The organism is Bradyrhizobium nitroreducens, from assembly GCF_002776695.1.
GTDB lineage: Bacteria > Pseudomonadota > Alphaproteobacteria > Rhizobiales > Xanthobacteraceae > Bradyrhizobium > Bradyrhizobium nitroreducens.
Map to the genome: position 1 here is coordinate 2,078,280 of NZ_LFJC01000003.1, position 22,867 is coordinate 2,101,146.

The 22,867-nt window shown below is 65.6% G+C and carries 16 protein-coding genes; 4 read left to right on the forward strand and 12 right to left on the reverse strand.

Translation table 11 applies throughout. From position 1 onward, the window contains the following. Nucleotides 1–2: 2 nt before the first annotated feature. The 7 genes from TSA1_RS10285 to TSA1_RS10315 all read right to left on the reverse strand — a co-directional run bounded on the left by TSA1_RS10285 (nt 3) and on the right by TSA1_RS10315 (nt 9,501). The gene (locus TSA1_RS10285; protein WP_174718842.1) at nt 3–1,691 is read right to left on the reverse strand and encodes a methyl-accepting chemotaxis protein; all 1,689 of its coding nucleotides are present in this window, start codon (nt 1,689–1,691) and stop codon (nt 3–5) included. A 273-nt stretch (nt 1,692–1,964) separates the two neighbouring features. Next, entirely contained in the window at nt 1,965–3,935 is a 1,971-nt protein-coding gene (locus TSA1_RS10290; protein ID WP_100176250.1) for a methyl-accepting chemotaxis protein, read from the reverse strand. 201 nt (nt 3,936–4,136) lie between these two features. Then, nucleotides 4,137–5,879, reverse strand: coding sequence for a methyl-accepting chemotaxis protein (locus TSA1_RS10295; RefSeq protein ID WP_174718843.1), 1,743 nt, complete (start codon nt 5,877–5,879; stop codon nt 4,137–4,139). Nucleotides 5,880–6,108: 229 nt separating this feature from the next. Continuing rightward, nucleotides 6,109–6,342, reverse strand: coding sequence for a DUF6894 family protein (locus TSA1_RS10300; protein ID WP_063196530.1), 234 nt, complete (start codon nt 6,340–6,342; stop codon nt 6,109–6,111). A 165-nt stretch (nt 6,343–6,507) separates the two neighbouring features. Further along, on the reverse strand, nt 6,508–7,107 hold the full coding sequence (locus TSA1_RS10305; protein ID WP_100176252.1) for a hypothetical protein: 600 nt from the start codon (nt 7,105–7,107) through the stop codon (nt 6,508–6,510). 112 nt (nt 7,108–7,219) lie between these two features. Beyond that, nucleotides 7,220–8,206, reverse strand: a complete 987-nt coding sequence (acuI, locus tag TSA1_RS10310; protein ID WP_100176253.1) for an acrylyl-CoA reductase (NADPH) — start codon at nt 8,204–8,206, stop codon at nt 7,220–7,222. Between the two features lie 41 nt (nt 8,207–8,247). Continuing rightward, complete coding sequence (locus TSA1_RS10315; RefSeq protein ID WP_100176254.1) at nt 8,248–9,501, reverse strand: MFS transporter; 1,254 nt, start codon at nt 9,499–9,501, stop codon at nt 8,248–8,250. 338 nt (nt 9,502–9,839) lie between these two features. Between TSA1_RS10315 and nadA the strand changes: the two genes are divergently transcribed. The 3 genes from nadA (at nt 9,840) to nadC (ending at nt 13,624) form a co-directional block, all read left to right on the forward strand. Then, nucleotides 9,840–10,946 (forward strand): quinolinate synthase NadA, encoded by a 1,107-nt coding sequence (nadA, locus tag TSA1_RS10320; RefSeq protein ID WP_100176255.1) that lies wholly within the window; start codon nt 9,840–9,842, stop codon nt 10,944–10,946. 190 nt (nt 10,947–11,136) lie between these two features. Beyond that, complete coding sequence (locus TSA1_RS10325; protein WP_100176256.1) at nt 11,137–12,735, forward strand: L-aspartate oxidase; 1,599 nt, start codon at nt 11,137–11,139, stop codon at nt 12,733–12,735. Nucleotides 12,736–12,745: 10 nt separating this feature from the next. Further along, on the forward strand, nt 12,746–13,624 hold the full coding sequence (gene nadC / locus TSA1_RS10330; RefSeq protein WP_100176257.1) for a carboxylating nicotinate-nucleotide diphosphorylase: 879 nt from the start codon (nt 12,746–12,748) through the stop codon (nt 13,622–13,624). A 70-nt stretch (nt 13,625–13,694) separates the two neighbouring features. Here nadC and TSA1_RS10335 read toward each other — a convergent pair whose 3' ends face one another. From TSA1_RS10335 to TSA1_RS10345, 3 genes are all read right to left on the reverse strand, one after another. Next, nucleotides 13,695–15,149, reverse strand: coding sequence for a cell wall hydrolase (locus TSA1_RS10335; protein WP_174718844.1), 1,455 nt, complete (start codon nt 15,147–15,149; stop codon nt 13,695–13,697). A gap of 616 nt (nt 15,150–15,765) precedes the next feature. Next, nucleotides 15,766–18,693 (reverse strand): pyruvate, phosphate dikinase, encoded by a 2,928-nt coding sequence (ppdK, locus tag TSA1_RS10340; RefSeq protein WP_174718845.1) that lies wholly within the window; start codon nt 18,691–18,693, stop codon nt 15,766–15,768. Nucleotides 18,694–18,788: 95 nt separating this feature from the next. Next, the gene (locus TSA1_RS10345; RefSeq protein WP_008562090.1) at nt 18,789–18,944 is read right to left on the reverse strand and encodes a DUF3096 domain-containing protein; all 156 of its coding nucleotides are present in this window, start codon (nt 18,942–18,944) and stop codon (nt 18,789–18,791) included. Nucleotides 18,945–19,189: 245 nt separating this feature from the next. On the opposite strand from TSA1_RS10345, the gene TSA1_RS10350 reads away from it, so the two are divergent. Further along, nucleotides 19,190–19,543, forward strand: a complete 354-nt coding sequence (locus TSA1_RS10350) for a DUF1236 domain-containing protein (RefSeq protein ID WP_100176260.1) — start codon at nt 19,190–19,192, stop codon at nt 19,541–19,543. A gap of 271 nt (nt 19,544–19,814) precedes the next feature. On the opposite strand, the gene glyS is transcribed toward TSA1_RS10350, so the two are convergent. Both glyS and TSA1_RS10360 read right to left on the reverse strand, forming a co-directional pair. After that, complete coding sequence (gene glyS / locus TSA1_RS10355) at nt 19,815–21,914, reverse strand: glycine--tRNA ligase subunit beta (protein ID WP_100176261.1); 2,100 nt, start codon at nt 21,912–21,914, stop codon at nt 19,815–19,817. Further along, nucleotides 21,914–22,852: a glycine--tRNA ligase subunit alpha gene (locus TSA1_RS10360; RefSeq protein WP_100176262.1), complete on the reverse strand. Its 939-nt coding sequence runs from the start codon at nt 22,850–22,852 to the stop codon at nt 21,914–21,916. Before TSA1_RS10360 ends, glyS begins: the two co-directional genes overlap by 1 nt. Nucleotides 22,853–22,867: the final 15 nt, after the last annotated feature.

Here is a 22,867-nt window from a genome sequence, read left to right on the forward strand (position 1 = left end):
GATCAGGCCGCGCGGACGGATTCGAGGAACTGCGCGACCTCGACCTTGAGACGCGTGCTGTCGGTCGCCAGCGATTTCGCCGCCGACAGCACCTCGACCGAGGCTTCACCGGTCTCGATCGCACCGCGTTGCACGTCGGTGATGTTCGCCGAAACTTCCTGCGTGCCGACCGAGGCCTGCTGCACGTTGCGCGAGATTTCCTGCGTGGCGGCGCCCTGCTGCTCGACGGCGGCGGCAATCGCCGCGGACACTTCGGACAGCCGCTCGATGGTGCCGCCGATCTCCTGAATGGCGCTGACGGATTCCTGCGTCGCGGCCTGGATGCCCGACACCTGCGCCCCGATCTCGCCGGTCGCCTTCGCGGTCTGCTCGGCCAGCGCCTTGACCTCGGAGGCGACGACCGCGAAGCCGCGGCCGGCTTCGCCCGCACGCGCCGCCTCGATGGTGGCGTTGAGCGCCAGCAGGTTGGTCTGGCCTGCAATGGTGTTGATGAGCTCGACCACGTCGCCGATGCGGGATGCGGCCTGCGACAGCGCGTTGACGCGCTCGTTGGTGCGCGCGGCCTGCTCGACGGCTTCCGCCGCCATCCGCGCCGAATCCTGCACGCGGCGGCTGATCTCGGTGATGGAGGACGACAGCTCCTCCGATGCGGAGGCGACCGCCTGGACGTTGGTCGAGGCTTCCTCGGACGCCGCGGCAACCACGGTCGCGAGCTCCTGGCCGCGCTGCGCAGTGCCGGTCAGCGTCGAGGCCGACGCCTCGAGCTCGGTCGAGGCCGAGGAGACCGTGCCGACGACTTCGCCGATCATGGCTTCGAACTTGCGGGTGATGGCATCGACACGGCGGCCGCGTTCGATCTTGGCTTCGGCATCGGCCGCGGCCGCCTCGTCGGCGGCCTTCTTGGCGATCAGCGCCTCCTTGAAGATCTGGAGCGCATCCGCCATCGAGCCGATCTCGGTCTTCTCGCCGCGATGCGGCACCTCGGCGGAGAGGTCGCCTTCGCCGAGCGACTGCATCGGCTTGATGATCGAGGCGATGCCGCGCGAGACGTCGCGCACGAGATAATAGGCGGCGGCGATCGCGATCACGACGGCGGCAACGATGATGCCGACCAGCACGCGGAAGATCAACGCGTAGCTGTCGGCCGCCTGCTTGGTCTCCAGCTCGGCGCCGCTGTTGTTGAGCTCGATGCCCTTCTGAAGCAGCGGATCGGCCGCCTGGGCCATCTTCGCCACCTTGGTCTGCAACAGCTCGTTGGCGTCAACCGGGAATTTGCCGACACTCTTGCGCGACAGCGCCATCGTCTCCTGCACGCCGTTCAGATATTCGGCCCACGCCTTGCTCCACTGCTCATAGAGAGAGCGCTCTTCGGGTACGGTGATCAGGCGCTCGTAGACCTTGCGGGTTTTCTCGATCCGGTCGCGCAAGCCTGCCAGCCGCTTCTCGGCGGCTTCCTTGCCTTCGGCACTGTCCTGCATCAGGTGCAGGCGAAGCGCGACGCGCAGCTCATTGATGTCGGCGCGCATGGAACCCAGCGCCCGCACGCTCGGCAGCCAGCTCTCGGCGATCTCGACGGTATGGGAGTTGATGTTCTGCATGGTGCCGATCGCCATCACGCCGACACCGGCGAGCGAGAGCACGAGAACCGACAGCACGGTCAGCAGCTTGAAGACGATCGACAGCTTCGACATCACACAAATCCCGGTGAAACCTACAACGCACAAATCACCTGCGCCGCAATCGTCGCGACGGACGGCAGGGCGGAGGTCATTCCAACAATGATGGCTGGTTCTTATCTCGTAAGATTGCGCCCATAATTGCAAACAGGCGTTAACAGGATGCTACGTTGAATTACGGAATTCGGCGCCACTGCCGTTATATGCCTCGCAATCATCTGCCGCGGCACGGCCGGTATCCGGCAACTCCACAACCAGCGCACCGCTCCGAACGGGCGGGCTGCCCGCTCAGGCCGCCCGCACCGTCTCCAGGAACCGCGCGACCTCGCTCTTGAGCCGGTTGCTGTCCTGCGACAGCGACTGCGCGGCCGAATGCACCTGCGCCGAGGCGGCGCCGGTCTCGCCCGCGCCACGCTGGACGTCGCCGATATTCGCCGAGACGTCGGAGGTGCCCTGCGCGGCGTGCTGGATGTTGCGGGAAATCTCCTGCGTCGCAGCGCCCTGCTCTTCCACCGCCGCGGCGATGGTCGAGGAGATCTCCGACATCTTCGCGATGGTGTCCCCGATCTCCTTGATCGCGCCGACCGAATCCTCCGTCGCGGCCTGGATCGCGCCGATGTGCTGGCCGATCTCGCCGGTGGCTTTCGCGGTCTGCTCGGCGAGCGCCTTCACTTCGGTCGCGACCACGGCAAAGCCCTTGCCGGCTTCGCCCGCACGCGCGGCCTCGATCGTCGCGTTGAGCGCCAGCAGGTTGGTTTGCGCCGCGATGGTGTTGATCAGCTCGACCACGTCGCCGATGCGGGAGGCGGCCTTCGTCAGTTCGGCGACGCGTGCATTGGTGCGCTCGGCCTGCCCGACCGCGACGTCGGCGACGCGCGCGGATTCCTGCACCTGGCGGCCGATCTCGGAGACCGAGGAGGTCAACTCCTCGCTCGCTGACGACACCGATTGCACGTTGGCGGACGCCTCCTCCGAGGCCGCCGCCACGGCAGTGGCGAGGCCGTTGCCGCGCTCGGCGGCCCGCGTCAGCGTGTTGGAAGACGCCTCGAGCTCGGTCGCCGCCGACGACACGGTCTCGATGATCTCGCCGACCGCGGCTTCGAAGCGGTCGGCGAGCCGCTGCATGTCGGCCTTGCGCTGCTGCCGGACGCGCGCGTCCGCTTCGGCCTGCTCGGTGCGCAGCCGATCAGCCTCCGCCATATTGGTCTTGAATACCGCGACCGCGCCGGCCATCTCGCCGATCTCATCCTTGCGGCCGAGGCCGGGGATCACGACGGAGGTATCGCCGTTTGCGAGGCCCGTCATCGACCGCACCATGGCGATCAGCGCGGACGAGATCGAGCGGCCGATGAAGTAGGACACGCTCCCCACCAGCAGGACGGAGCATCCAAGCGCGACCCACATCCACAGCTTGATCGAAGCCCGCGTCGACGCCTCGGATGCCTGTGCGGCGACATGGCGCTGAGTAACGTTCTTTTCGATGTCCTCGAGGATCGGCTCGATGGTACGAAATTCCCTGGACATTGCCGAGCCGTGCGCGGCGAGGTCCTGCGCGCCGGCTGCCCAGGCCGTGAAGTCAGCCTCGTACTTGGCAAGCTTCTTGCCGATATCGGCCTTGATCGCCGGGAGGATTGTCGATGCTTCGACCTGCTTGGAGAATTCGCCCGCGGTCTTCCTGAGAGCCTCCACGTATTTCTGGTCGCGGCGCAGCATGAAGTCCTTCTCGTGACGACGCATCGTCAGCATGCCGCTGGTAAGGCGGGGGTCGTCGATCTCCTTGAGCTTGGTCTCGATGTCGTGGACCGCCGTGCGCAGCGAGCCCGATAGCCCCAGTGTTTCGTTCAGTCCAAGCTTGATCTCGGCCTGCTCGACGGCTGTAAACTCCTTCGCGTATCTCTCGAACCCGGCGCGAACCTGCGACACCTTCTCGCCAATTCCCGCGTATGCTGCCGCACGCGTTGCGCTGCCGAGGCCATCGAGATTGCGGACGATGTCGGACGCGAGTTCGGCGTGACGTTTCGTGTAGGCCTGATCGCGGCGGAGCTGGAAATCCTTCTCGGCCCGGCGCGCTTCGAGCATCTGCTGGGAGACCCGTTGGTTCAGGTCGGACATCCTGCGCGCCTCCTCAGCGATATCGCGCGAGGTGTCCTGGGAGAGGCTGCCGATCTGGTAGATCGAGCCGAATGCGACGAGCCCGATGAGGCCAAACAGCCCGATCGCCATGACCTTGTGGGTCAGGCGAATGGAAATGCCACTCATGAAACTGCTCCAACGACTGAAACGCAATACGCGCAGGGCGACTCATTGCCCGGGAAATCACGGTGATCATGACTGCGTCGCTTTTCCGGAAGGTTAACCGTGCGTGCACGGCTTCGCGGCGTCGAAATACGAACGCACGCGCACAACCGCCGCGCAGTCACGCGCGGCGGTTGCAAGCTCATCTGCCGAGAGATAGCGCCGTCAGGCGGCGCGCACTGTGTCGAGAAACTTGCCGACCTCGAGCTTGAGGCGGTTGCTGTCACCCGACAGCATCTGCGCCGCGGACAGCACCTGCGAGGAAGCCGAACCGGTCTCGCTCGCACCGCGCTGCACGTCGGTGATGTTCGACGACACCTGATGCGTGCCCGCCGCCGCCTGCTGCACGTTGCGGGAAATTTCCTGCGTCGCGGCGCCCTGCTCTTCCACAGCGGCTGCGATGGTTGAGGAAATCTCCGACAGCTTCTCGATGGTGTGGCTGATGTCCTTGATGGCGCCAACCGAATGCTCGGTCGCGGTCTGGATGCTGGCGATCTGCTGGCCGATCTCGCCGGTCGCCTTCGCGGTCTGCTCGGCCAGCGCCTTGACTTCGGAAGCGACGACGGCAAATCCGCGGCCCGCCTCGCCGGCGCGCGCAGCTTCGATGGTTGCATTGAGCGCCAACAGATTGGTCTGGCCGGCGATGGTGTTGATCAGTTCGACGACATCGCCGATCCGCGTCGCTGCGGCGGACAGCTCGCCGACGCGATCGGTTGTGGTGCGGGCCTGGTTCACCGCTTCGCCCGCGACACGGGCGGATTCCTGCACCTGGCGGCTGATCTCGGTGATCGATGACGACAGCTCCTCGGTGGCCGACGCCACCGACTGCACGTTGGTGGACGCCTCCTCGGAGGCGGCGGCAACCACGGTGGTGAGCTCCTGTCCACGCGCCGCAGTCGATGTCAGGGTCGACGCCGAGGCCTCCAGTTCGGTTGCAGCCGATGACACGGTATCGACGATTTCGCCGATCGCGGCTTCGAAGCCGTCAGCCAGTTTGTGCATCTCGGCCTTGCGCTGCGCGGCCGCAAGCTGATCCTGCCTGGTCTTGGCCTCGGCTTCCTCGCGCGCCTTTTGTTCGGACACGAGCTTGAATTTCTCCACAGCACCCGCGACCTCGCCGACTTCGTCCTTGCGGCCAAGGCCCGGGAGCACGACCGAGAAGTCGCCGCCGGCCAGCTTCTCCATCGCAGAGGTCAGCGCACGCATGGGCCGCGCAATGCTGAAGACGGAAAAGATGCACGTTCCGATCAGGACGAGCGCGACCAGCGCGCCTGTGATCATCGAGGTCCGGGCAACCGAGGCCGCCTCGGCTTCCGCTTCCGCACGCGTCTCGACGCTCCTTTGCTTGGCGAAATCGGTGATCTGGTTGGCGAGATCGGAAATCTCCGTGTTGATCGGCGCCAGCGTTCCCTTGCGGATGTGATCGATATCACTCGTAAGCTTGGCAAACAGCTCAACCGTTTCGGCGTCCCTCTTTCCTTCCAGCGCCAGCTCCTGCTTGCGGATGGCCTCGATCTGCTGCTGGCCCTTGCCGAACTCGCCGATCAACATGGTCAGGCGATCGATCCGCTTGCGATTTTCAGCCGAGCGCGACAGCTTGGCCATCTCACCGGAGAACTTCAGCGCCGCTGTCTTCCGGTCGTTGAAATAGGTGACCGCCTTCTGCATCTCGACCGGAGAGGATGACGTCAGAATATCGCGAATGCCGATCTGCATGCCGCGGACCGACGCCTTCGCTTCCGCGGCGTTTAGCGCGATCGCCTGCTGTCCCGACGCGGCGTCACCGAGCATCTGGACGGAGGCATCTCCGCGCATTTGCAGGAAGATCATCAGCGCGACGAGCCCGATGGTCAGCACTGAGGTAATGGCGAGCTTGGTGCCAATTCGTAGGTTCTGAATGAACGTCATCGAGAATATCCCCGGGGGTACGCCTTTGCCGCGACGAAGCGTGCACAACCCGGGAAAACTAACAGCGAGCTTCCTCATTAACGTTAAGCAGAACCTCGACGGCCTAGGTAGAAGTACGGGAAAGGCCGTACGATCTGCCGAATTTCCGCAGCTTTTGCGTGCAATGACATCCGTTTCGCGGATTTGCACGCATGGGCATCGTTAACGCCGCCCGCGCCGTCGACGATTGTCAGCGCACGCTCTCGCCGAGGAGGCTGATGCGAAACACCGGCTTCTTGTTCTCGTCGAGCAGCTCCATGCACCACTCGGCGTTCGGCTTCAGGCTGCGCGCGATGCCACCGAGCAGGTTGGCGCAGACCTCCGTCATCTCGGTCCAGGCGGCAGCGCGATCCTCGAACTCGTAGGGCTGGTCGGCGGCGCCGGAATAGCGACCGGTGCTGATGCGGAAAAAGTACAGCGACATCGTTGAACCCTTTATCGGGCCGCGCCCCCCGGCCGTACGCAAACTGGAGCGCGAACCGCTACCAACGCATGAAAGCCGCCGTCCGTATGACTACGGCGCGGCAGCTTCGTGTTCGATGAGGGTCTTCAACGACAAGGGGGGTGCGGGCTGTCCCGCAGGGCCGCCTCACTGGGTCGAACGGCGCAGCTCCAGCGGAGCCTCGTTCTTGGCCGGCTCGGACCTGGCTTCAGCCCTCACCGGCTCCAGCCGGCTGCTCTCGACGCGCGGCGTCTCCACGCGCGCGGCGACTTCGGTGTTGGACGAGCCGACCGAACCGGTGTGCTCCGCCCTGTGCAGCGAGCGCGGCCGCGCCGCAGCGCGTGCCATCAGCATCTGGTTGCCGCCCTGGTGGTGGAAGTCGCAATAGGCGAAGCCCATGCCCGACACCGAGCCGCGGAAGCTGCGATCGTCGGTCTTTTCAAGGTTGAAGCAGGGCTCGAACGGAATGCCCTTGATCGAGGCGCAGACGTTCTGGCCGCGGATCTGAAGCGTGTTGCCGGGGAGCCTGAGATGCTTGACCGGGCCTGCGCCCGAGAACTGCACCGCACCGGCGGCGCCCAGATCGTCGAGGATGCGGCCCGCACCGCGGGTGCCGTCGAAACAGGTGAAGGCAAACACTTTGCCGGCGACGAAGCGGCGCGCTTCGTCGGCGTTCATGCTTCCGGCAATGGCCGGCGCAAACGTCGCTGCCGCCGTGACAGCCCCCAACACAATACGCGCAAGCATGCTCTACTCCGAACCAACCCCAGCGCGGGCGATGCCTTATCTCTTTACCCGCTGCTTACCATACTAACCAAGGCAACATTGAAGCAGCTTGGTTGGTAAAGTCTGAACGCCGTTAGACAATTTTTACCACGATGCGACCGCGGACCTGGCCGGCCAGGATTTTCGCGCCCCACTCAAGAACTTCGTCGATCGGAATTTCATGAGTGATTTCAGATAGTTTCGTCCGATCGAGATCGGAGGCCAGACGCTGCCAGGCAGCTTTCCGCGGCTCGATCGGACACATCACGGAGTCGATGCCGAGAAGGCACACTCCGCGCAAAATGAAGGGGGCGACAGAAGACGGCAGGTCCATGCCGGCCGCCAGGCCGCAGGCCGCGATCGCCCCGCCGTACTTCGTCATCGACAGCAGATTCGCCAGCGTCGTGGAGCCGACGCTGTCCACGCCGCCCGCCCAGCGCTCCTTGGCCAGCGGCTTGGCCGCGCCCGACAATTCGTTGCGGTCGATGACCTCGGCAGCACCGATGTGTTTGAGATAGTCGGCCTCCGAGGCGCGGCCGGTCGAAGCGATGACGTGGTAGCCGAGCTTTGAGAGGACGGCGGTCGCGACCGAGCCGACGCCGCCGGCGGCACCCGTCACCACCACCGGGCCGCTCTTCGGCGACAGGCCGTGCTTCTCCAGCGCCAGCACCGAGAGCATGGCAGTGAAGCCGGCGGTGCCGATCGCCATGGCATCGCGCGCCGACAGGCCCTGCGGCAGGGCGACCAACCAGTCCCCCTTCACCCGCGCCTTCTCGGCATAGGCGCCGAGATGGGTCTCGCCCATGCCCCAGCCGGTGCAGACGACCTGGTCGCCGGCCTTCCACTGCGGATGGGAGGAGGCTTCGACCGTGCCGGCGAAATCGATGCCCGCGATCATCGGGAAGCGGCGCACCACCGGAGCCTTGCCGGTGAGCGCAAGGCCGTCCTTGTAGTTCAGCGTCGACCATTCCACGCGAACGGTGACGTCGCCATCCATCAGCTCGGCTTCATCGAACTGCGTCAGCGTGGCGGTGGTGCCCTTGTCCGCCTTGTCGATCCTGACAGCCTTGAATGTGGCCACGACTGAACTCCCTGACTTGTTTGTCGGGATTGTTTAGCCGATCAGGCAGGCTGCGCAACCGCCCGCTCGACGGGTTTCTCCACGATTGGGAGATTGATCAGCGCAGACAGCACGCCGAACAGGATCGAGAGCCACCAGATCGGCGTGTAGGAACCGAACTTCTCGAACACGATGCCGCCGAGCCAGACGCCGAGGAAGCCGCCGACCTGATGGCTGACGAAGGCGAAGCCGTAGAGCGTCGCAAGCCAACGCGTGCCGAACATCAGCGCCACCAGCGCCGAGGTCGGCGGCACCGTGGACAGCCAGGTCAGGCCGGAGACCGCGCCGAACGCGATCGCCGAGAACGGCGTGATCGGGAACGAGATGAAGGCGAGCGTCGCAAGCGCGCGCGTGAAGTAGATGGTCGAGAGGATATAGCGCTTCGGCAAGCTGTTCTGGAGATAGCCGACGCTGAGCGACCCGATGATGTTGAACAGGCCGATCGCCGCGATCACCCAGCCGCCGGTTTGCGCGGTGATGCCGCGATCGACCAGGAAGGCCGGCAGATGCACGGTGATGAAGGCGAGCTGGAAGCCGCAGGTGAAGAAGCCGAGCACCAGCAGCACGTAGGAGCGGTGGCCGAAGGCTTCGGCCAACGCCCTGGTGAAGGTCTGCTCGTCCGCCGGCGCAGCGTTTGCCGCGTGTGCGACCGGCGGCGTCGAGAGCGCCAGCGACAGCGGGATGATCAGCAGCATCAGGAATCCGAACACGGAGAGCGCCTGCTGCCAGCCGAAATTGTCGATCAGCGCGACGCCGATCGGCGCGAACAGGAACTGACCGAACGAGCCCGCCGCGGTGCCGGCACCGAGCGCGAGGCCGCGCTTCTCCGCCGGCAGGAGCTTGGTGAACGCCGACAGCACCAGATTGAAGGAGCAGCCGGCAAGACCGAAGCCGACCATGACGCCCGCGCCGATGTCGAGCGACAGCGGCGTCGTGGAGTAGCGCATCAGCAGCAGGCCGCCGGCATAGAGCAGCGCGCCGACGCACATCACCCGAAACAGGCCGAAGCGATCGGCGACTGCGCCGGCGAACGGCTGGCCCAGGCCCCACAACAGATTCTGCACGGCAATCGCGAGGCCAAACACGTCGCGGCCCCAGGAGAATTCGTGGCTCATCGGCTGGACGAAGAAGCCGAGCGCCGAACGCGGACCGAAACCCAGCATGCCGATCGCGCAACCGCAGAGGATGATGACGGCCGGCGTGCGCCAGTTCGAGGAACGCGAGGCCGGAGCAAGTTCGCCCACTGATGTCGACATGGTGTTCCTCGTCTGTCATTGGCGGATTCGCCAAGCGGCGGCACGAAGGTGCCATTTAATGCACTTGCATGAAAACCCCAAGCCAAAAGCGATTGCATTCCACGGGGAGCTTTCGCGGGAGCATTGCATTCCGGTCTGGCCTCGCCCGGCACGCCAAGCCGGAGTTGACGGAAAAGTGTGCGGCCGGATCTGGCGGTCCCAAGCCGAGCGTGCTATGTCTGATTTGCTCAATTTGAGTATATTAGGACATCAATGAAATCCGCGCCGGCCATCTTGGCCGGACGATTCAGACCCCTGATATACTCAAACTGAGCACAATTATCGAAAGGGAGGCTTCAATGCCGATTGCTGGAATTTACGGCCCCGACGATCTCGCCAACCGGCCGCAGGGCCACGCCACCGCCTCCCCCCGAGCTGCGCCGGCGCGCACCGAGCCGGCGCTGCCGATGCCCTCGCTGGCGTGGACGCCGGAGGTCGAACAGGCCACCGCACCGCTCTATGAGCGCGTGAAGCATGTGATCCCGCCGATCGAGTGGCCGCTGATGGCGCCGACGATCCAGGCGATCAACGAGCTGAAGCGCACGCGCGGCGCGGTGATCCTCGCGCACAACTATCAGGCGCCGGAGATCTTCCACTGCGTCGCCGATATCGGCGGCGATTCGCTTCAGCTCGCCGTCGAAGCCACCAAGGTGAAATCAGGCATCATCGTGCAATGCGGCGTGCACTTCATGGCCGAGACCTCGAAGCTGCTCAATCCGGACAAGACGGTGCTGATCCCGGATTCGCGCGCGGGCTGTTCGCTCGCCGCCAGCATCACCGGCGCCGACGTCCGCCTGCTGCGCGAAAAGTTTCCGGGCGTGCCCGTGGTCGCCTACGTCAACACCTCCGCGGAGGTGAAGGCCGAGGTCGACATCTGCTGCACCTCCTCGAACGCGGTGCAGGTGGTCGAGAGCCTGGGCGCTCCAAGCGTGATCTTCCTGCCGGATCGCTATCTCGCCACTTACGTCGCTTCGAAGACCGACGTGAAGATCATCGCCTGGAAGGGCGCCTGTGAGGTACACGAGCGTTTCACCGGCGCGGAGCTGCGCGAATTTCGCGAGGCCGATCCCTCCGTGCAGATCATCGCGCATCCCGAATGTCCGCCGGACGTGCTGGCGGAAGCCGACTTCACCGGCTCGACCGCGCACATGATCAACTGGGTGCGCGACAAGCGGCCGCGGCGGCTGGTGATGATCACGGAGTGCTCGATGGCCGACAATGTCCGCGCCGAGCTGCCTGACGTAGAGATGCTGCGCCCCTGCAATCTCTGCCCGCACATGAAGCGCATCACGCTCGCAAACATCTTGGAGAGCCTGCTGACGCTGCGCGAGGAGGTCACGATCGATCCCGCGCTGGCGGATCGCGCAAGGCGCTCGGTCGAGCGGATGATCAATCTGAAGAACTGAAATCAAAGCAGCAACACACACAGCTGTCGTCCCGGACAAGCGCAGCGAAGCGGAGCGCAGATCCGGGACCCATAACCACAGGGAAATGTGGTTGCGAAGGAAGGCAATACTCAGCTTCGCACAACAACTTCTGCTGCGGCGTATGGGTCTCTGCTTTCGCTGGGACGACGACGGAACAAGAGGAAATACCATGACAAGCAACATCCAGAACCTCACCCGCACCGACGACGTCGTCATCGTCGGCGGCGGCCTCGCCGGATTGTTCTGCGCGCTGAAGCTTGCGCCGCGGCCGGTGACGCTGATCTCGGCGGCGCCGCTCGGACAGGGCGCATCATCCGCCTGGGCGCAAGGCGGCATCGCGGCGGCCGTGGCCGAGGGCGACTCGCCGGAAGCGCACGCCGCCGACACGATCGCGGTCGGCGGCGGCCTCGTCGACGAATCGGTCGCGCTCGGCATCGCACGCGAAGCAGGACCACGCATCCACGACCTTCTCGCTTATGGCGTCCCGTTCGATCGCGACCTCGAAGGCAGGCTCGCCGTCGGGCGCGAGGCCGCGCATTCGGCGCGACGCATCGTGCATGTGCGCGGCGATGGGGCCGGCGCCGCGATCATCGCGGCCTTGAGCGAGGCCGTGCGCCGCACGCCGTCGATCCGCCTGGTTGAGGGTTTCGTCGCCGAGGCGCTAATGACGGATGATGGCGTCGTCACCGGGCTTCAGTTGCGCGAAGCCGGCAATCCCTCCGCCCAGCCCATCCTGCTCGCCGCACGCACGGTGGTACTGGCCACTGGAGGCGTCGGTCATCTCTATGCCGTCACGACCAATCCGGTCGAGGCCAGCGGCTCGGGCCTTGCGATCGCGGCGCGTGCCGGTGCCGTGATTGCCGACCCCGAATTCGTCCAGTTCCACCCGACCGCCATCATGGTCGGGCGCGATCCGGCGCCGCTCGCGACCGAAGCGCTGCGCGGCGAAGGTGCGACACTGATCAACAGCAATGGCGAACGCTTCATGGCGGCGCGCCACCCGCTCGCCGAGCTCGCGCCGCGCGACATCGTGGCCCGCGGCGTGTTCGCCGAGATCGTGGCGGGACGCGGCGCCTTCCTCGACGCGCGCCAAGCGCTGGGTGCACGCTTCGCCGACAGATTTCCGACGGTGCATGCGAGCTGCGTCGCCGCCGGCATCGACCCCGCGACGCAAGCCATCCCGATTGCACCCGCCGCACACTATCACATGGGCGGCGTCGCGGTGGATGCGCGCGGCCGCAGCTCGATCGACGGGCTCTGGGCTGGCGGCGAAGTGTCGTCGACCGGCGCGCATGGCGCCAACCGGCTCGCCTCGAATTCGCTGCTCGAGGCCGTGGTCTACGCCGCCCGCATCGCCGAGGACATCGCCGGCCGTGCGTTCCCCTCGCCGGCCCGCCTTCCCGACACACCGGTCGCGGCGCGCGGCGGCACGCCGGATGCTCCGGCCGTGAAGCGGCTGCGGGCGATAATGAGTGCGCATGTCGGCGTCGTCCGCGAGGGCGACGGCCTCCGTGAAGCCGTACACCACTTCGCCGCACTCGAACGCGAGGCCACGAGCATCGCGCTCCGCAACATGGCGACATCGGCCTTGCTCGTTGCAGCTTCGGCCTGGAGCCGGCGCGAAAGCCGCGGCGCGCATTTCCGTCCCGATCATCCCGCCGAAATGCCCGCACTGGCGCAGAGAACGATGACGACGCTCGCCGCAGCGCGCGAGATTGCGGAGAGCCTGGGCTCCCCGTCACGCATGAAGCAACCCATGATCGCCTGATGGAGTTCCCATGATCAATCCGACCTCATTGCTCAATCCCGACGCCTTCCTCTCGCCGCTGGCGATCGACGAGGCCGTGCAGCGCGCGCTCGACGAGGATCTCGGCCGCGCCGGCGACATCACTTCGCTGGCGACGATTCCGGAAGCGACCAGGGCGCAGGCCGTCCTGGTCGCGCGCCAGTCCGGCGTCATCGCAGGCCTGCCGCTCGCGTTGGCGACATTGCAACGGCTCTCAGCCGATATCGAGGTGCGCGCCCATGTCCGTGACGCCGCACGCGTGGCCGGCGGACAGCAGCTGCTGACGATCTCGGGTCCCGCACGCGCCATTCTCACCGCCGAGCGAACCGCGCTGAACTTCGTCGGCCGTCTGTCGGGCGTTGCGACGCTTACGGCGGATTATGTCGCGCGCACCGAGGGCACCAGGATGCGCATCTGCTGCACGCGCAAGACCACGCCGGGGTTGCGCGCACTGGAGAAATACGCCGTGCGCTGCGGCGGCGGCTTCAACCACCGCTTCGGCCTCGACGATGCGATCCTGATCAAGGACAACCACATCGCGGTCGCCGGCGGCATTCGCCCGGTGCTGGAGCGTGCCCGCAGCCACGCCGGCCATCTCGTCAAGATCGAGATCGAGGTGGATACGCTGATCCAGCTCCGCGAGGTGCTGGACGCTGGAACGGCTGACGCGGTGCTGCTCGACAACATGGATGTCGCGACGCTGCGCGAAGCCGTCAGGATCAACGAGGGCCGCCTCGAGCTGGAGGCATCCGGCGGCGTCACGCTGGACTCGATCCCCGCCATCGCGGCGACCGGCGTCGACTACGCCTCGGCCGGCGCGCTGACGCATTCGGCGCCGAATTTCGACTGCGCGCTGGATATCGAGATGTGATCGGCGCGCCAGACGTCTCGACAACGTCATGGCCGGGCTTGTCCCGGGCATGACGGCCTCTTTTGAACGACTACCTTCGCTCGCTCACACCCATCTCGGCGGAGCTCTTGGCTTCCTGTGCGAGCTCGGCCGAGAGCGCGGCGGTCTGGGCCGGCGTGCCCCAGCTTGGTTCCTCGCTGCCGTCGCCCCAATTGCGCGGCCGGTAGAAGGTGTGCACGCCGGTCTTGTACATCTTCTTCATCTCGGCGACCCAGGACGGGCGCACCCAATAGGCGTGGTAGTGCGTGGACTTGCCGACTTCGGGCAGCCAGATCTGGCCGTCGAGCATGGCCTTGGCGATCTTCTTGGCGCGCTCCCACATCTCGGGCTCGCGGATCACGTCGGCATTGTTGTCGCAGGCGAAGGTGAACTGGCAGGCGAGATGGCGGTGCTTGTTCTGATAGACCGCCCCGCACACGGTGTCCGGATATTTGCCGGAGAACACGCGGTTCATCACCACCTGCGCCACGGCGATCTGGCCGCGCACGGCCTCGCCGCGCGATTCGAAATAGACGGCTTCGGCAAGGCACTTCTCGGACTTGGCGCGCGACTTGTCGTCGAGCGCGAGCCGCTCCGCCGGAGACCTCGTACGCTGGTTGTCGGCGTTGACCTCGCCCTTCGGCGCGACGCTCTCGCCGCTCTCGACGTCCCTGGCGATCTCCGCCGTGGGCGGCGTCAGCGAGGCCGTCACCTTCATATCGGGATCGGGCATCACGATCAGCGGCTCGGCGCCGGGTTGCCAGCTCTCGATGCTCTCGAGATTGCCGCCGAGCGAGGAGCTTCCGAAGAAGAGATTGGATGTCTTGACGCTGAAGGGATCACGCACCGGCGTCGTCGGCGCAGTGGTCCGCTTGAGCGCCTCGAGCGGCGCGGTCGCGAGCGCGCGCGCAGCGTCGCTGGCGCGCGGGGCATTGGTGTATTGCGGCAGCGGTGGCGCGCGTAGCGCTTCCTGCAGCTCGGGATCGAGGGCGGCTGCGGACTCCGGCGACATCGCCTGCGGCAATGCGGCCGTCTTGGCGCCGAACACCGAGCTGTTCGACGTCGCGGGATCTTCCTGCGTCGGCGCCGCGGCTGGCGCGGCCGCCTCGGGAGCCTCGGTCGGCGTCACGGTTGCGAGGCGATCACCCTTCATGGAGCGATCGACCTTGGGAAAGTCTGAAGCCTGGTAGCGCGGCGCAGCCTGCAGCGCCGGATTGCGGCTGATCGCACCGGTGACGTCGCGGCCGTCGAGGCTCGCCAGGCGAACCATCGCGCTCTGCGGAACCGAGGTGCCGATGGGGCGGGAAAAACTGTAGGTGGCAAGCTGAATGGAGGACGCCGCCGAGAACACCTGCTTCTGCCAACGCTCGGCGACGCCGGGTTGGCGCGCCAGCAAGGAGGCAATGTCCTGATAGCCGGTCTCTCTCGGCATCAATGCGAAGATGCAGAGACCGATGCCGAAGGACGCGAACCGCGCGCCCTTCGGATGGTTACGCAACACTGACATCAACACGCTCACGCTACGCTTACGCCAGAAAAATCGAAACGCAGTACATCCGTGCAATTCGACCTTTCTCGTAAGTATCCAATTTAGGTTGCCGGGGCGTTAATCGGCGTTGCGCGTGCAGCACACTCAAGCGATTGCAGGTGTTTCCACGGGGCGATGATGCGCGTTGGTAAATAGCGCCTCATCTGAAGCGGTAAACATCTGGTCAACGCGAATGGTGAAGGAACTCTTGCGCGCACGTATCATTACGGGACGCGCGATGAGTTCCCGGTGTTGCGCAAAGTGCTTCCACACCACGGCTGTCATGCTCCGTGAAGGTGGGGCGTTCAGTACGCTGTGGCTTCTCGGCTCAATCACTGCCGAGAGTGACGAACGCATCGCTTCCCCGTCACCCTGAGGTGGCCGCTTCTTCAGCGGCCCTCGAAGGGCGACGGCCCGGCTGCATCTCGGCCGTTCATCCTTCGAGGCTCCCGGCGCGGCGCTGCGCACCGCGCCGCTCGCACCTCAGGATGACGGCACCAACGGCTTCTCCGACTTGATAGGCGAGAGTGTAATCTCAAATGAAAAGAGGCGGAGCCAGCGCCCCGCCTCTCTCAACTCAATCTTGCGCTTTGACTTACGCCTGGCTCGCAACCGCCTTGCCGAGCGCGGCTTGCGCCGCGGCGAGGCGGGCGATCGGCACGCGGTAGGGTGAGCAGGAGACGTAGTCGAGGCCGATATTGTGGCAGAAGGCGACGGAAGCGGGATCGCCGCCGTGCTCGCCGCAGATGCCGACCTTGAGCTTCGGCCGCGTCTTGCGGCCGCGCGCGACGCCGATCTTGACGAGCTCACCGACGCCTTCCTGGTCGAGCGCGACGAAGGGATCGATCGGGAGGATGCCCTTGGACACATAGGTGCCGAGGAAGCTCGCGGCATCGTCGCGGCTGATCCCATAGGTGGTCTGCGTCAGGTCGTTGGTGCCGAACGAGAAGAACTCGGCCGACTGCGCGATCTCGGCCGCGAGCAAACAGGCGCGCGGCAGCTCGATCATGGTGCCGACCTGATAGGCGAGCTTGGTGCCGGTGTCGCGCATCACCGCCTGCGCGGTGGCATCGATCCGCGCCTTGACGAGGTCGAGCTCCATCTTGGTGGCGATCAGCGGCACCATAACCTCGAGGCCGACGGCCTTGCCGGTGCGCTTCTCGGCCTCGACCGCTGCCTCGAAGATCGCGCGGGCCTGCATCTCGGCGATCTCGGGGTACGCGATCGCGATACGGCAGCCGCGGAAGCCGAGCATCGGATTGAACTCCGAGAGCTCGCGGGCGCGGTCGGCGAGGCGCCGCGGGTCGGTGTTCATGGCGCGCGCCACTTCCTCGACCTCGGCATGGGTGTGCGGCAGGAACTCGTGCAGCGGCGGATCAAGCAGACGGATCGTGACGGGCAGGCCCTTCATGATCTCGAACAGCTCGACGAAATCGGCGCGCTGCATCGGCAGCAGCTTTGCGAGCGCGGCACGGCGTGACTGCTCGTCCTCGGAGAGGATCATCTCGCGCACGGTGCGGATGCGGGTCTCTTCGAAGAACATGTGCTCGGTGCGGCAGAGGCCGATGCCTTCCGCACCGAACTTGATCGCGGTGCGGGCGTCTTCCGGCGTATCGCCATTGACGCGGACTCCGATCTTGCGGACCTGGTCGGCCCACTTCATCAGCGTGCCGAACTCGCCGGACAGCTCCGGCTCGATCATCGGCATGCGGCCGGCGAGCACCTGACCGAGCGAACCGTCGATGGTGATGACGTCGCCGGTCTTGAAGCTGCGCGAGCCGATGCTCATGGTGCCGCGGCCGTAATCGACGCGGATGGTGCCGCAGCCGGAGACGCAGGGCTTGCCCATGCCGCGCGCGACGACCGCCGCGTGCGAGGTCATGCCGCCGCGCGTGGTCAGGATGCCTTCGGCGGCGTGCATGCCGTGGATGTCTTCGGGGCTGGTCTCGATGCGGACCAGGATCACCTTGCGCCCGTCGGCCTGAAGCTTGGCCGCTTCATCCGAGGAGAACACGATCTCGCCGGAGGCAGCGCCTGGCGAAGCCGGCAGGCCGGTCGCGATGACGTCGCGCTTGGCGCCGGGATCGATGGCCGGATGCAGCAGCTGGTCGAGCGAAGCGGGATCGATCCGCATCACCGCTTCCTTCTTGGTGATCAGGCCTTCGTTGGCGAGCTCGACCGCGATGCGCAGCGCCGCCTTCGCGGTGCGCTTGCCGCCGCGGGTCTGGAGCATCCAGAGCTTGCCCTGCTCGACCGTGAACTCCATGTCCTGCATGTCGCGGTAGTGCTTCTCGAGCTGCGTGTAGATCCGCGTCAGCTCCTTGAAGGCCTCCGGCATCGCCGCTTCCATCGACGCCTTGTCTGAGCCGGATTCCTTGCGCGCCTCTTCGGTGATGTCCTGCGGCGTGCGGATGCCCGCCACCACGTCCTCGCCTTGCGCGTTGATCAGGAACTCACCGTAGAGCTTGCTTTCGCCGGTCGAGGGGTTGCGGGTGAAGGCAACGCCGGTCGCCGAGGTCTCGCCCATGTTGCCGAACACCATGGCCTGCACGTTGACCGCGGTGCCCCAGGATTCGGGAATGTCGTGCAGCTTGCGGTAAGTCACCGCGCGCGCGTTCATCCAGGATGAGAACACGGCACCGATCGCGCCCCAGAGCTGGTCGTGCGGATCCTGCGGGAAATCCTTGCCCGTCTCGCGCGCAACGGCGTCCTTGTACTTGCCGACCAGATCGACCCAGTCGTCCGCGGACAGGTCGGTATCGAGCGTGTAGCCCTGGCTGTCCTTGAAGGTGTCGAGGATTTCCTCGAAGTGATGATGCTCGAAGCCGAGCACCACGTCCGAATACATGGTGATGAAGCGGCGATAGCTGTCATAGGCGAAGCGGCGGTCGCCCGACAATTCCGACAGCGCTTCCACGGTCCGGTCGTTGAGGCCGAGGTTGAGCACCGTGTCCATCATGCCCGGCATCGAGGCGCGGGCGCCGGAGCGCACGGAGACAAGCAGCGGATTCTTGGTGTCGCCGAACACCTTGCCGGTCAGCTTGCCGACATGGTCGAGCGCCTTCTCGACCTGCGACTGCAATTCCTTCGGATAGGATTTGTCGTGCGCGTAGAAATAGGTGCAGACCGAGGTCGGGATGGTGAAGCCGGGAGGCACCGGCAGGCCCAGATTGGCCATCTCGGCCAGGTTCGCGCCCTTGCCGCCGAGCAGGTCGCGCATCTCCGTGCGGCCCTCGGCCTTGCCGTCACCGAACGTGTAGACCCATTTGCCGGCCTTGCCGGCAGCCGGCGCCGCCTTGACTGGTGCAGCCTTCTTCGGCGCAGGCTTGGCCGCGACCTTCGGCAGAGCCGCCTTGGTCACAGCCTTCACAGCGGGCTTGGGCGCAGCCTTCGCGGCAGCTTTGGCGACCGGCTTGGGCGCGCTCTTGGCGAGCGCCTTGCGGGCCGCCGGCGCGGCTTTCGCCTTGGCAGAAGGCTTTGATTTCACTGCAGTTTTATTGGGCTTCGAGGCGGCTTTGGCCATAGCTTGCACACAACCTGCGAGAGGAATGGGAATTCGCGGGCCTTACACCATTTTGGGCGGGCCCGCGCAAGACGGACAGTTCCGAAAAGTGACGCCTAGAAGCGGAGCCACTTCAGGAGCCCGAGCCCGATCGCGCCATTCACGATGAGGAAGATCGCGACAATCAGGTTGAGAAGCCGCGGCATGATCAGGATGAGCACGCCCGCAATCAACGACAGGATCGGCGAAATGTGGGCGACGGTGATGTGCATGAACTATCTTTCTGTGGAGGTGGGGCGAATCGCGGGCGGATCATACCGGTCCCGGTTCCGCGAGTAGAGACGCTCGAAGGGCGCTGCGAGTTCCGGCGCCCACGAAATCTGCCTGAAATTGCCGCTGATACGGCGGGCCTTTTCCCGGAACATTGCGAAGGGGGCGTGCATTGGCCAACCGGTCGCGTCATCGACGCGTCCGAAAATGAAATCACGTCGAAGGAATCACGTCGAAGGAGTTGCCCATGCGGAACAGGATTCTTGCTCTTGCAGCACTCGCGGCCGCGATCGGCTCGTCCCTTGCGGCGCAGGCGCAAAGCGGTGTCACCGTCGGACGCGCGCCCGCCGTGGTCGACAGCGCCCCGACCATTGCGGCCGACCAGCGGCCGGCCTTCCGCGAATATGTCGTCGAACAGCGTGTGCCGCCCTTCCGGATTCCGGATCGCATCGTGGTCGGTGCCACCTTACCCGAAAGCGGCGTCACTTATTATGACGTGCCGCAACGCTTCGGCGCCACCACTTACCGCTACACCGTCGTGAACGGCGAGACCGTGCTGGTCGAGCCGCGCTCGCGCCGCATCGTCGAGGTGCTGGACTAGCACTGATCGGCGATTGGCATTGATCGACTAGATGTCCGGCGCGTCACTTCAATCAGGCTGGCGCGAGCAGTGTAAATCGGACATCAGGCCCCGCCCGGTCTTCCCCCCGCCGGGTGGGGCGCTTTTTTTGGGTATCGTGTCCCGGGCAAGCGAAGCGCGACCCGGGACCCAGGGGTCCCGAGCACGTGGCCAGCGTGGGCCCCGGCTCTGCAGCGCACCGCTCAGAAGCGCTGCGCTGCATCCGGGGCACGAGAGCCGCGCGGCCGCGGCCTCAATCCTGGATCTTCGAGAAATCCGCCACCGCGCGTGTGGCGCTGCGGATCTCGTTCAGGAGCTTCAGGCGGTTCTCGCGCACCTTCGCATCGTCGTCGTTGACGCGAACCTTGTCGAAGAACGCATCGACCGGCGGACGCAGCTTTGCCATCGCGCTCATCGCGGCGGCAAAATCCTCCTTGGCGACGGCGGCACTTGCCTCCGCCTTCACCTCGCCGATCGCCTTCGCCAGCGCCTTCTCCTCATCGAGGCCGTAGAGCGCAGCATCGGGCGCACCATCGAACGTGCGCTTGTCCTTCTTCTCCTCGATGCCGAGGATATTGCTGGCGCGCTTGATGCCGGCAAGCAGGTTCTTGCCGTCGTCGGTCTCGAGGAATTTGCCGAGCGCCTCGACGCGGCGAACGATCATCAGGAGGTCGTCCTGGCCGCCGAGCGCGAACACGGCGTCGACGAGATCGTGCCGCGCGCCCTGCTCGCGGAGCTGGACCTTGAGGCGGTCGGCGAAGAAGGCGAGCAGATCGCTCGGAAGCTTCTGCGCATCGGCCGGCTTCACCGACAAGCCGGCGAGCGCGGACGCCGCCACCTTCATCAGCGACAGACGCAGTGCGTTCTCGGCGATCAACCTGATCACGCCCAGCGCCGCACGACGCAGCGCATAGGGATCCTTGCTGCCTGTCGGCTTCTCGTCGATGGCCCAGAACCCAACCAAGGTATCGATCTTGTCCGCAAGCGCGACCGCAACGCTGACCGGATCGGTCGGCACGCGGTCCGTCGGCCCTTGCGGCTTGTAATGCTCCTCGCAAGCGGCGGCGACGGAGGCGTCCTCGCCCTGAGCCAGCGCGTAGTACTTGCCCATCAGGCCCTGCACTTCCGGGAATTCGCCGACGACCTCCGTCAGCAAATCCGCTTTCGCCAGATGCGCAGCGCGCGTGGCCTTGGCGACGTCGGCGCCGACCAGCGGCGCGATCTCGGCTGCAAGACGCTCGATGCGCTTGATGCGCGCGGCCTGCGTGCCGAGCTTCTCGTGGAACACGATCTGCTCGAACTTCGGCAGCCGCTCCTCGAGCTTGGTCTTGAGGTCGGTCTCGTAGAAGAACTTCGCATCCGACAGCCGGGCGCGGATCACGCGCTCGTTGCCGGCAATGATAGTTGCACCGCCATCGGTCGCCTCGATGTTGGCGACGAGAATGAACTTGTTGGCGAGCTTGCCCGTCTTGGGGTCGCGCACCACGAAGCACTTCTGATTGTTGCGGATGGTGGCGCGGATCACCTCTGCCGGCGTCGCCAGGAATTCCGGCTCGAACGAGCCCATCAGCACGACCGGCCATTCGACGAGGCCGGCGACTTCGTCGAGCAGGTTCTGGTCCTCGACCAGCTCGAAGCCTTGCGCGAACGCAAGCTGCCTGGCGTCGGTGAGGATCGCGTCCTTGCGGCGCTCCGGGTCGAGCACGACTTTCGCGTCGAGCAGCTTCGCCTCATAGTCCTCGAAGCGGCGCACTTGAATGGCACCTGGCGCGAGGAAGCGATGGCCATAGGTAGTCTGGCCGGCTTCGATGCCGTCCACCTCGAACTTCACGACATCGGGCTCTTCGGTCTCGAGCCCGAAGGTCGCGGTGATCGCGTGCAGCGGGCGCACCCAGTTCAGCGAGCCCGGCTTGCCCGAACCCGCGCCCCAGCGCATCGATTTCGGCCAGGGGAAGGTGCGAATGATGACGGGCAGAATCTCGGCGAGCACGTCGATCGCGTCGCGTCCGGGCTTCTCGATCAGGCCGATGTAGAAATCGCCCTTGGGGTCGCGCTGGATCTTGGCTTCGTCCAGCGACTTCAAACCCGTCGCCTTCAGGAAGCCCTGCACGGCCGCATCGGGCGCGCCGACCTTCGGTCCGCGGCGCTCGGTCTTGAGATCAGGCTGGCGCGCTGGGATACCGTGCACGGTGAGCGCAAGACGGCGCGGCGTCGCGAAGGCCTTCGCGCCCTCGTAGACCAGGCCTTCGGCGACGAGCTTGTCGGTGACGAGGCGGCGCAGATCGTCGGCCGCCTTCGCCTGCATGCGCGCGGGAATTTCTTCGGAGAACAGTTCAAGCAAAAGATCGGGCATCAGGCCGCTCCGCCCGCTTCAGTGTGGATCCAGGCCTCGCCGCAGGCTTTTGCCAATTCGCGAACGCGCAAAATGTAGCTCTGCCGCTCGGTCACGGAGATCACGCCGCGCGCGTCGAGCAGGTTGAAGACATGGCTCGCCTTGATGCACTGGTCATAGGCGGGCAGCGCCATCAGGTGCTGCTTCTTGTTGCCGCCGTCGCGCCAGCCGGCGTCGAGATATTTCCTGCAGGCGCCTTCCGCCATCCTGAACTGCTCGAACAGCATCGCGGTGTCGGCATATTCGAAATTGTGCCGCGAATATTCCTGCTCGGCCTGCAGGAAGACGTCGCCATAGGTGACCTTGGCATCGCCGTCGCGGCCGTTGAAGTTGAGGTCGTAGACGCGGTCGACGCCCTGCACATACATCGCGAGGCGCTCGAGCCCGTAGGTGAGCTCGCCCGCAACCGGCGAACATTCGAAGCCGGCGACCTGCTGGAAGTAAGTGAACTGGCTGACTTCCATGCCGTCGCACCAGCACTCCCAGCCGAGACCCCAGGCGCCCAGCGTCGGGCTCTCCCAATCGTCTTCGACGAAGCGGATGTCGTGCACGGCGGAATCGATGCCGATCGCCGCGAGCGACTTCAGGTACAGCTCCTGCAGGTTCGGCGGCGACGGCTTCATGATCACCTGGAACTGGTAGTAGTGCTGCATCCGGTTCGGATTCTCGCCGTAGCGGCCGTCCTTGGGCCGGCGCGAGGGCTGCACATAGGCGGCGTTCCAGGGTTTTGGCCCGAGCGCACGCAGCGTTGTCGCCGGATGGAAGGTGCCTGCGCCCATTTCCATGTCGTAGGGCTGCAGGATCACGCAGCCCTGCTCGGCCCAGAACCGCTGGAGCGCGAGGATAAAGCCCTGGAACGAGCGTTCCGGGCGCATATGGGCGGGCAATGAGGCGTCCATCGTCAGATCAGGCTC

Coding starts and splice junctions, on each gene's coding strand:
- TSA1_RS10285 (WP_174718842.1), bottom strand. CDS start 1,691: ATGTCGAAGCTGTCGATCGTCTTCAAGCTGCTGACCGTGCTGTCGGTT.
- TSA1_RS10290 (WP_100176250.1), bottom strand. CDS start 3,935: ATGAGTGGCATTTCCATTCGCCTGACCCACAAGGTCATGGCGATCGGG.
- TSA1_RS10295 (WP_174718843.1), bottom strand. CDS start 5,879: ATGACGTTCATTCAGAACCTACGAATTGGCACCAAGCTCGCCATTACC.
- TSA1_RS10300 (WP_063196530.1), bottom strand. CDS start 6,342: ATGTCGCTGTACTTTTTCCGCATCAGCACCGGTCGCTATTCCGGCGCC.
- TSA1_RS10305 (WP_100176252.1), bottom strand. CDS start 7,107: ATGCTTGCGCGTATTGTGTTGGGGGCTGTCACGGCGGCAGCGACGTTT.
- TSA1_RS10315 (WP_100176254.1), bottom strand. CDS start 9,501: ATGTCGACATCAGTGGGCGAACTTGCTCCGGCCTCGCGTTCCTCGAAC.
- nadA (WP_100176255.1), top strand. CDS start 9,840: ATGCCGATTGCTGGAATTTACGGCCCCGACGATCTCGCCAACCGGCCG.
- TSA1_RS10325 (WP_100176256.1), top strand. CDS start 11,137: ATGACAAGCAACATCCAGAACCTCACCCGCACCGACGACGTCGTCATC.
- nadC (WP_100176257.1), top strand. CDS start 12,746: ATGATCAATCCGACCTCATTGCTCAATCCCGACGCCTTCCTCTCGCCG.
- TSA1_RS10335 (WP_174718844.1), bottom strand. CDS start 15,149: ATGTCAGTGTTGCGTAACCATCCGAAGGGCGCGCGGTTCGCGTCCTTC.
- ppdK (WP_174718845.1), bottom strand. CDS start 18,693: ATGGCCAAAGCCGCCTCGAAGCCCAATAAAACTGCAGTGAAATCAAAG.
- TSA1_RS10345 (WP_008562090.1), bottom strand. CDS start 18,944: ATGCACATCACCGTCGCCCACATTTCGCCGATCCTGTCGTTGATTGCG.
- TSA1_RS10350 (WP_100176260.1), top strand. CDS start 19,190: ATGCGGAACAGGATTCTTGCTCTTGCAGCACTCGCGGCCGCGATCGGC.
- glyS (WP_100176261.1), bottom strand. CDS start 21,914: ATGCCCGATCTTTTGCTTGAACTGTTCTCCGAAGAAATTCCCGCGCGC.
- TSA1_RS10360 (WP_100176262.1), bottom strand. CDS start 22,852: ATGGACGCCTCATTGCCCGCCCATATGCGCCCGGAACGCTCGTTCCAG.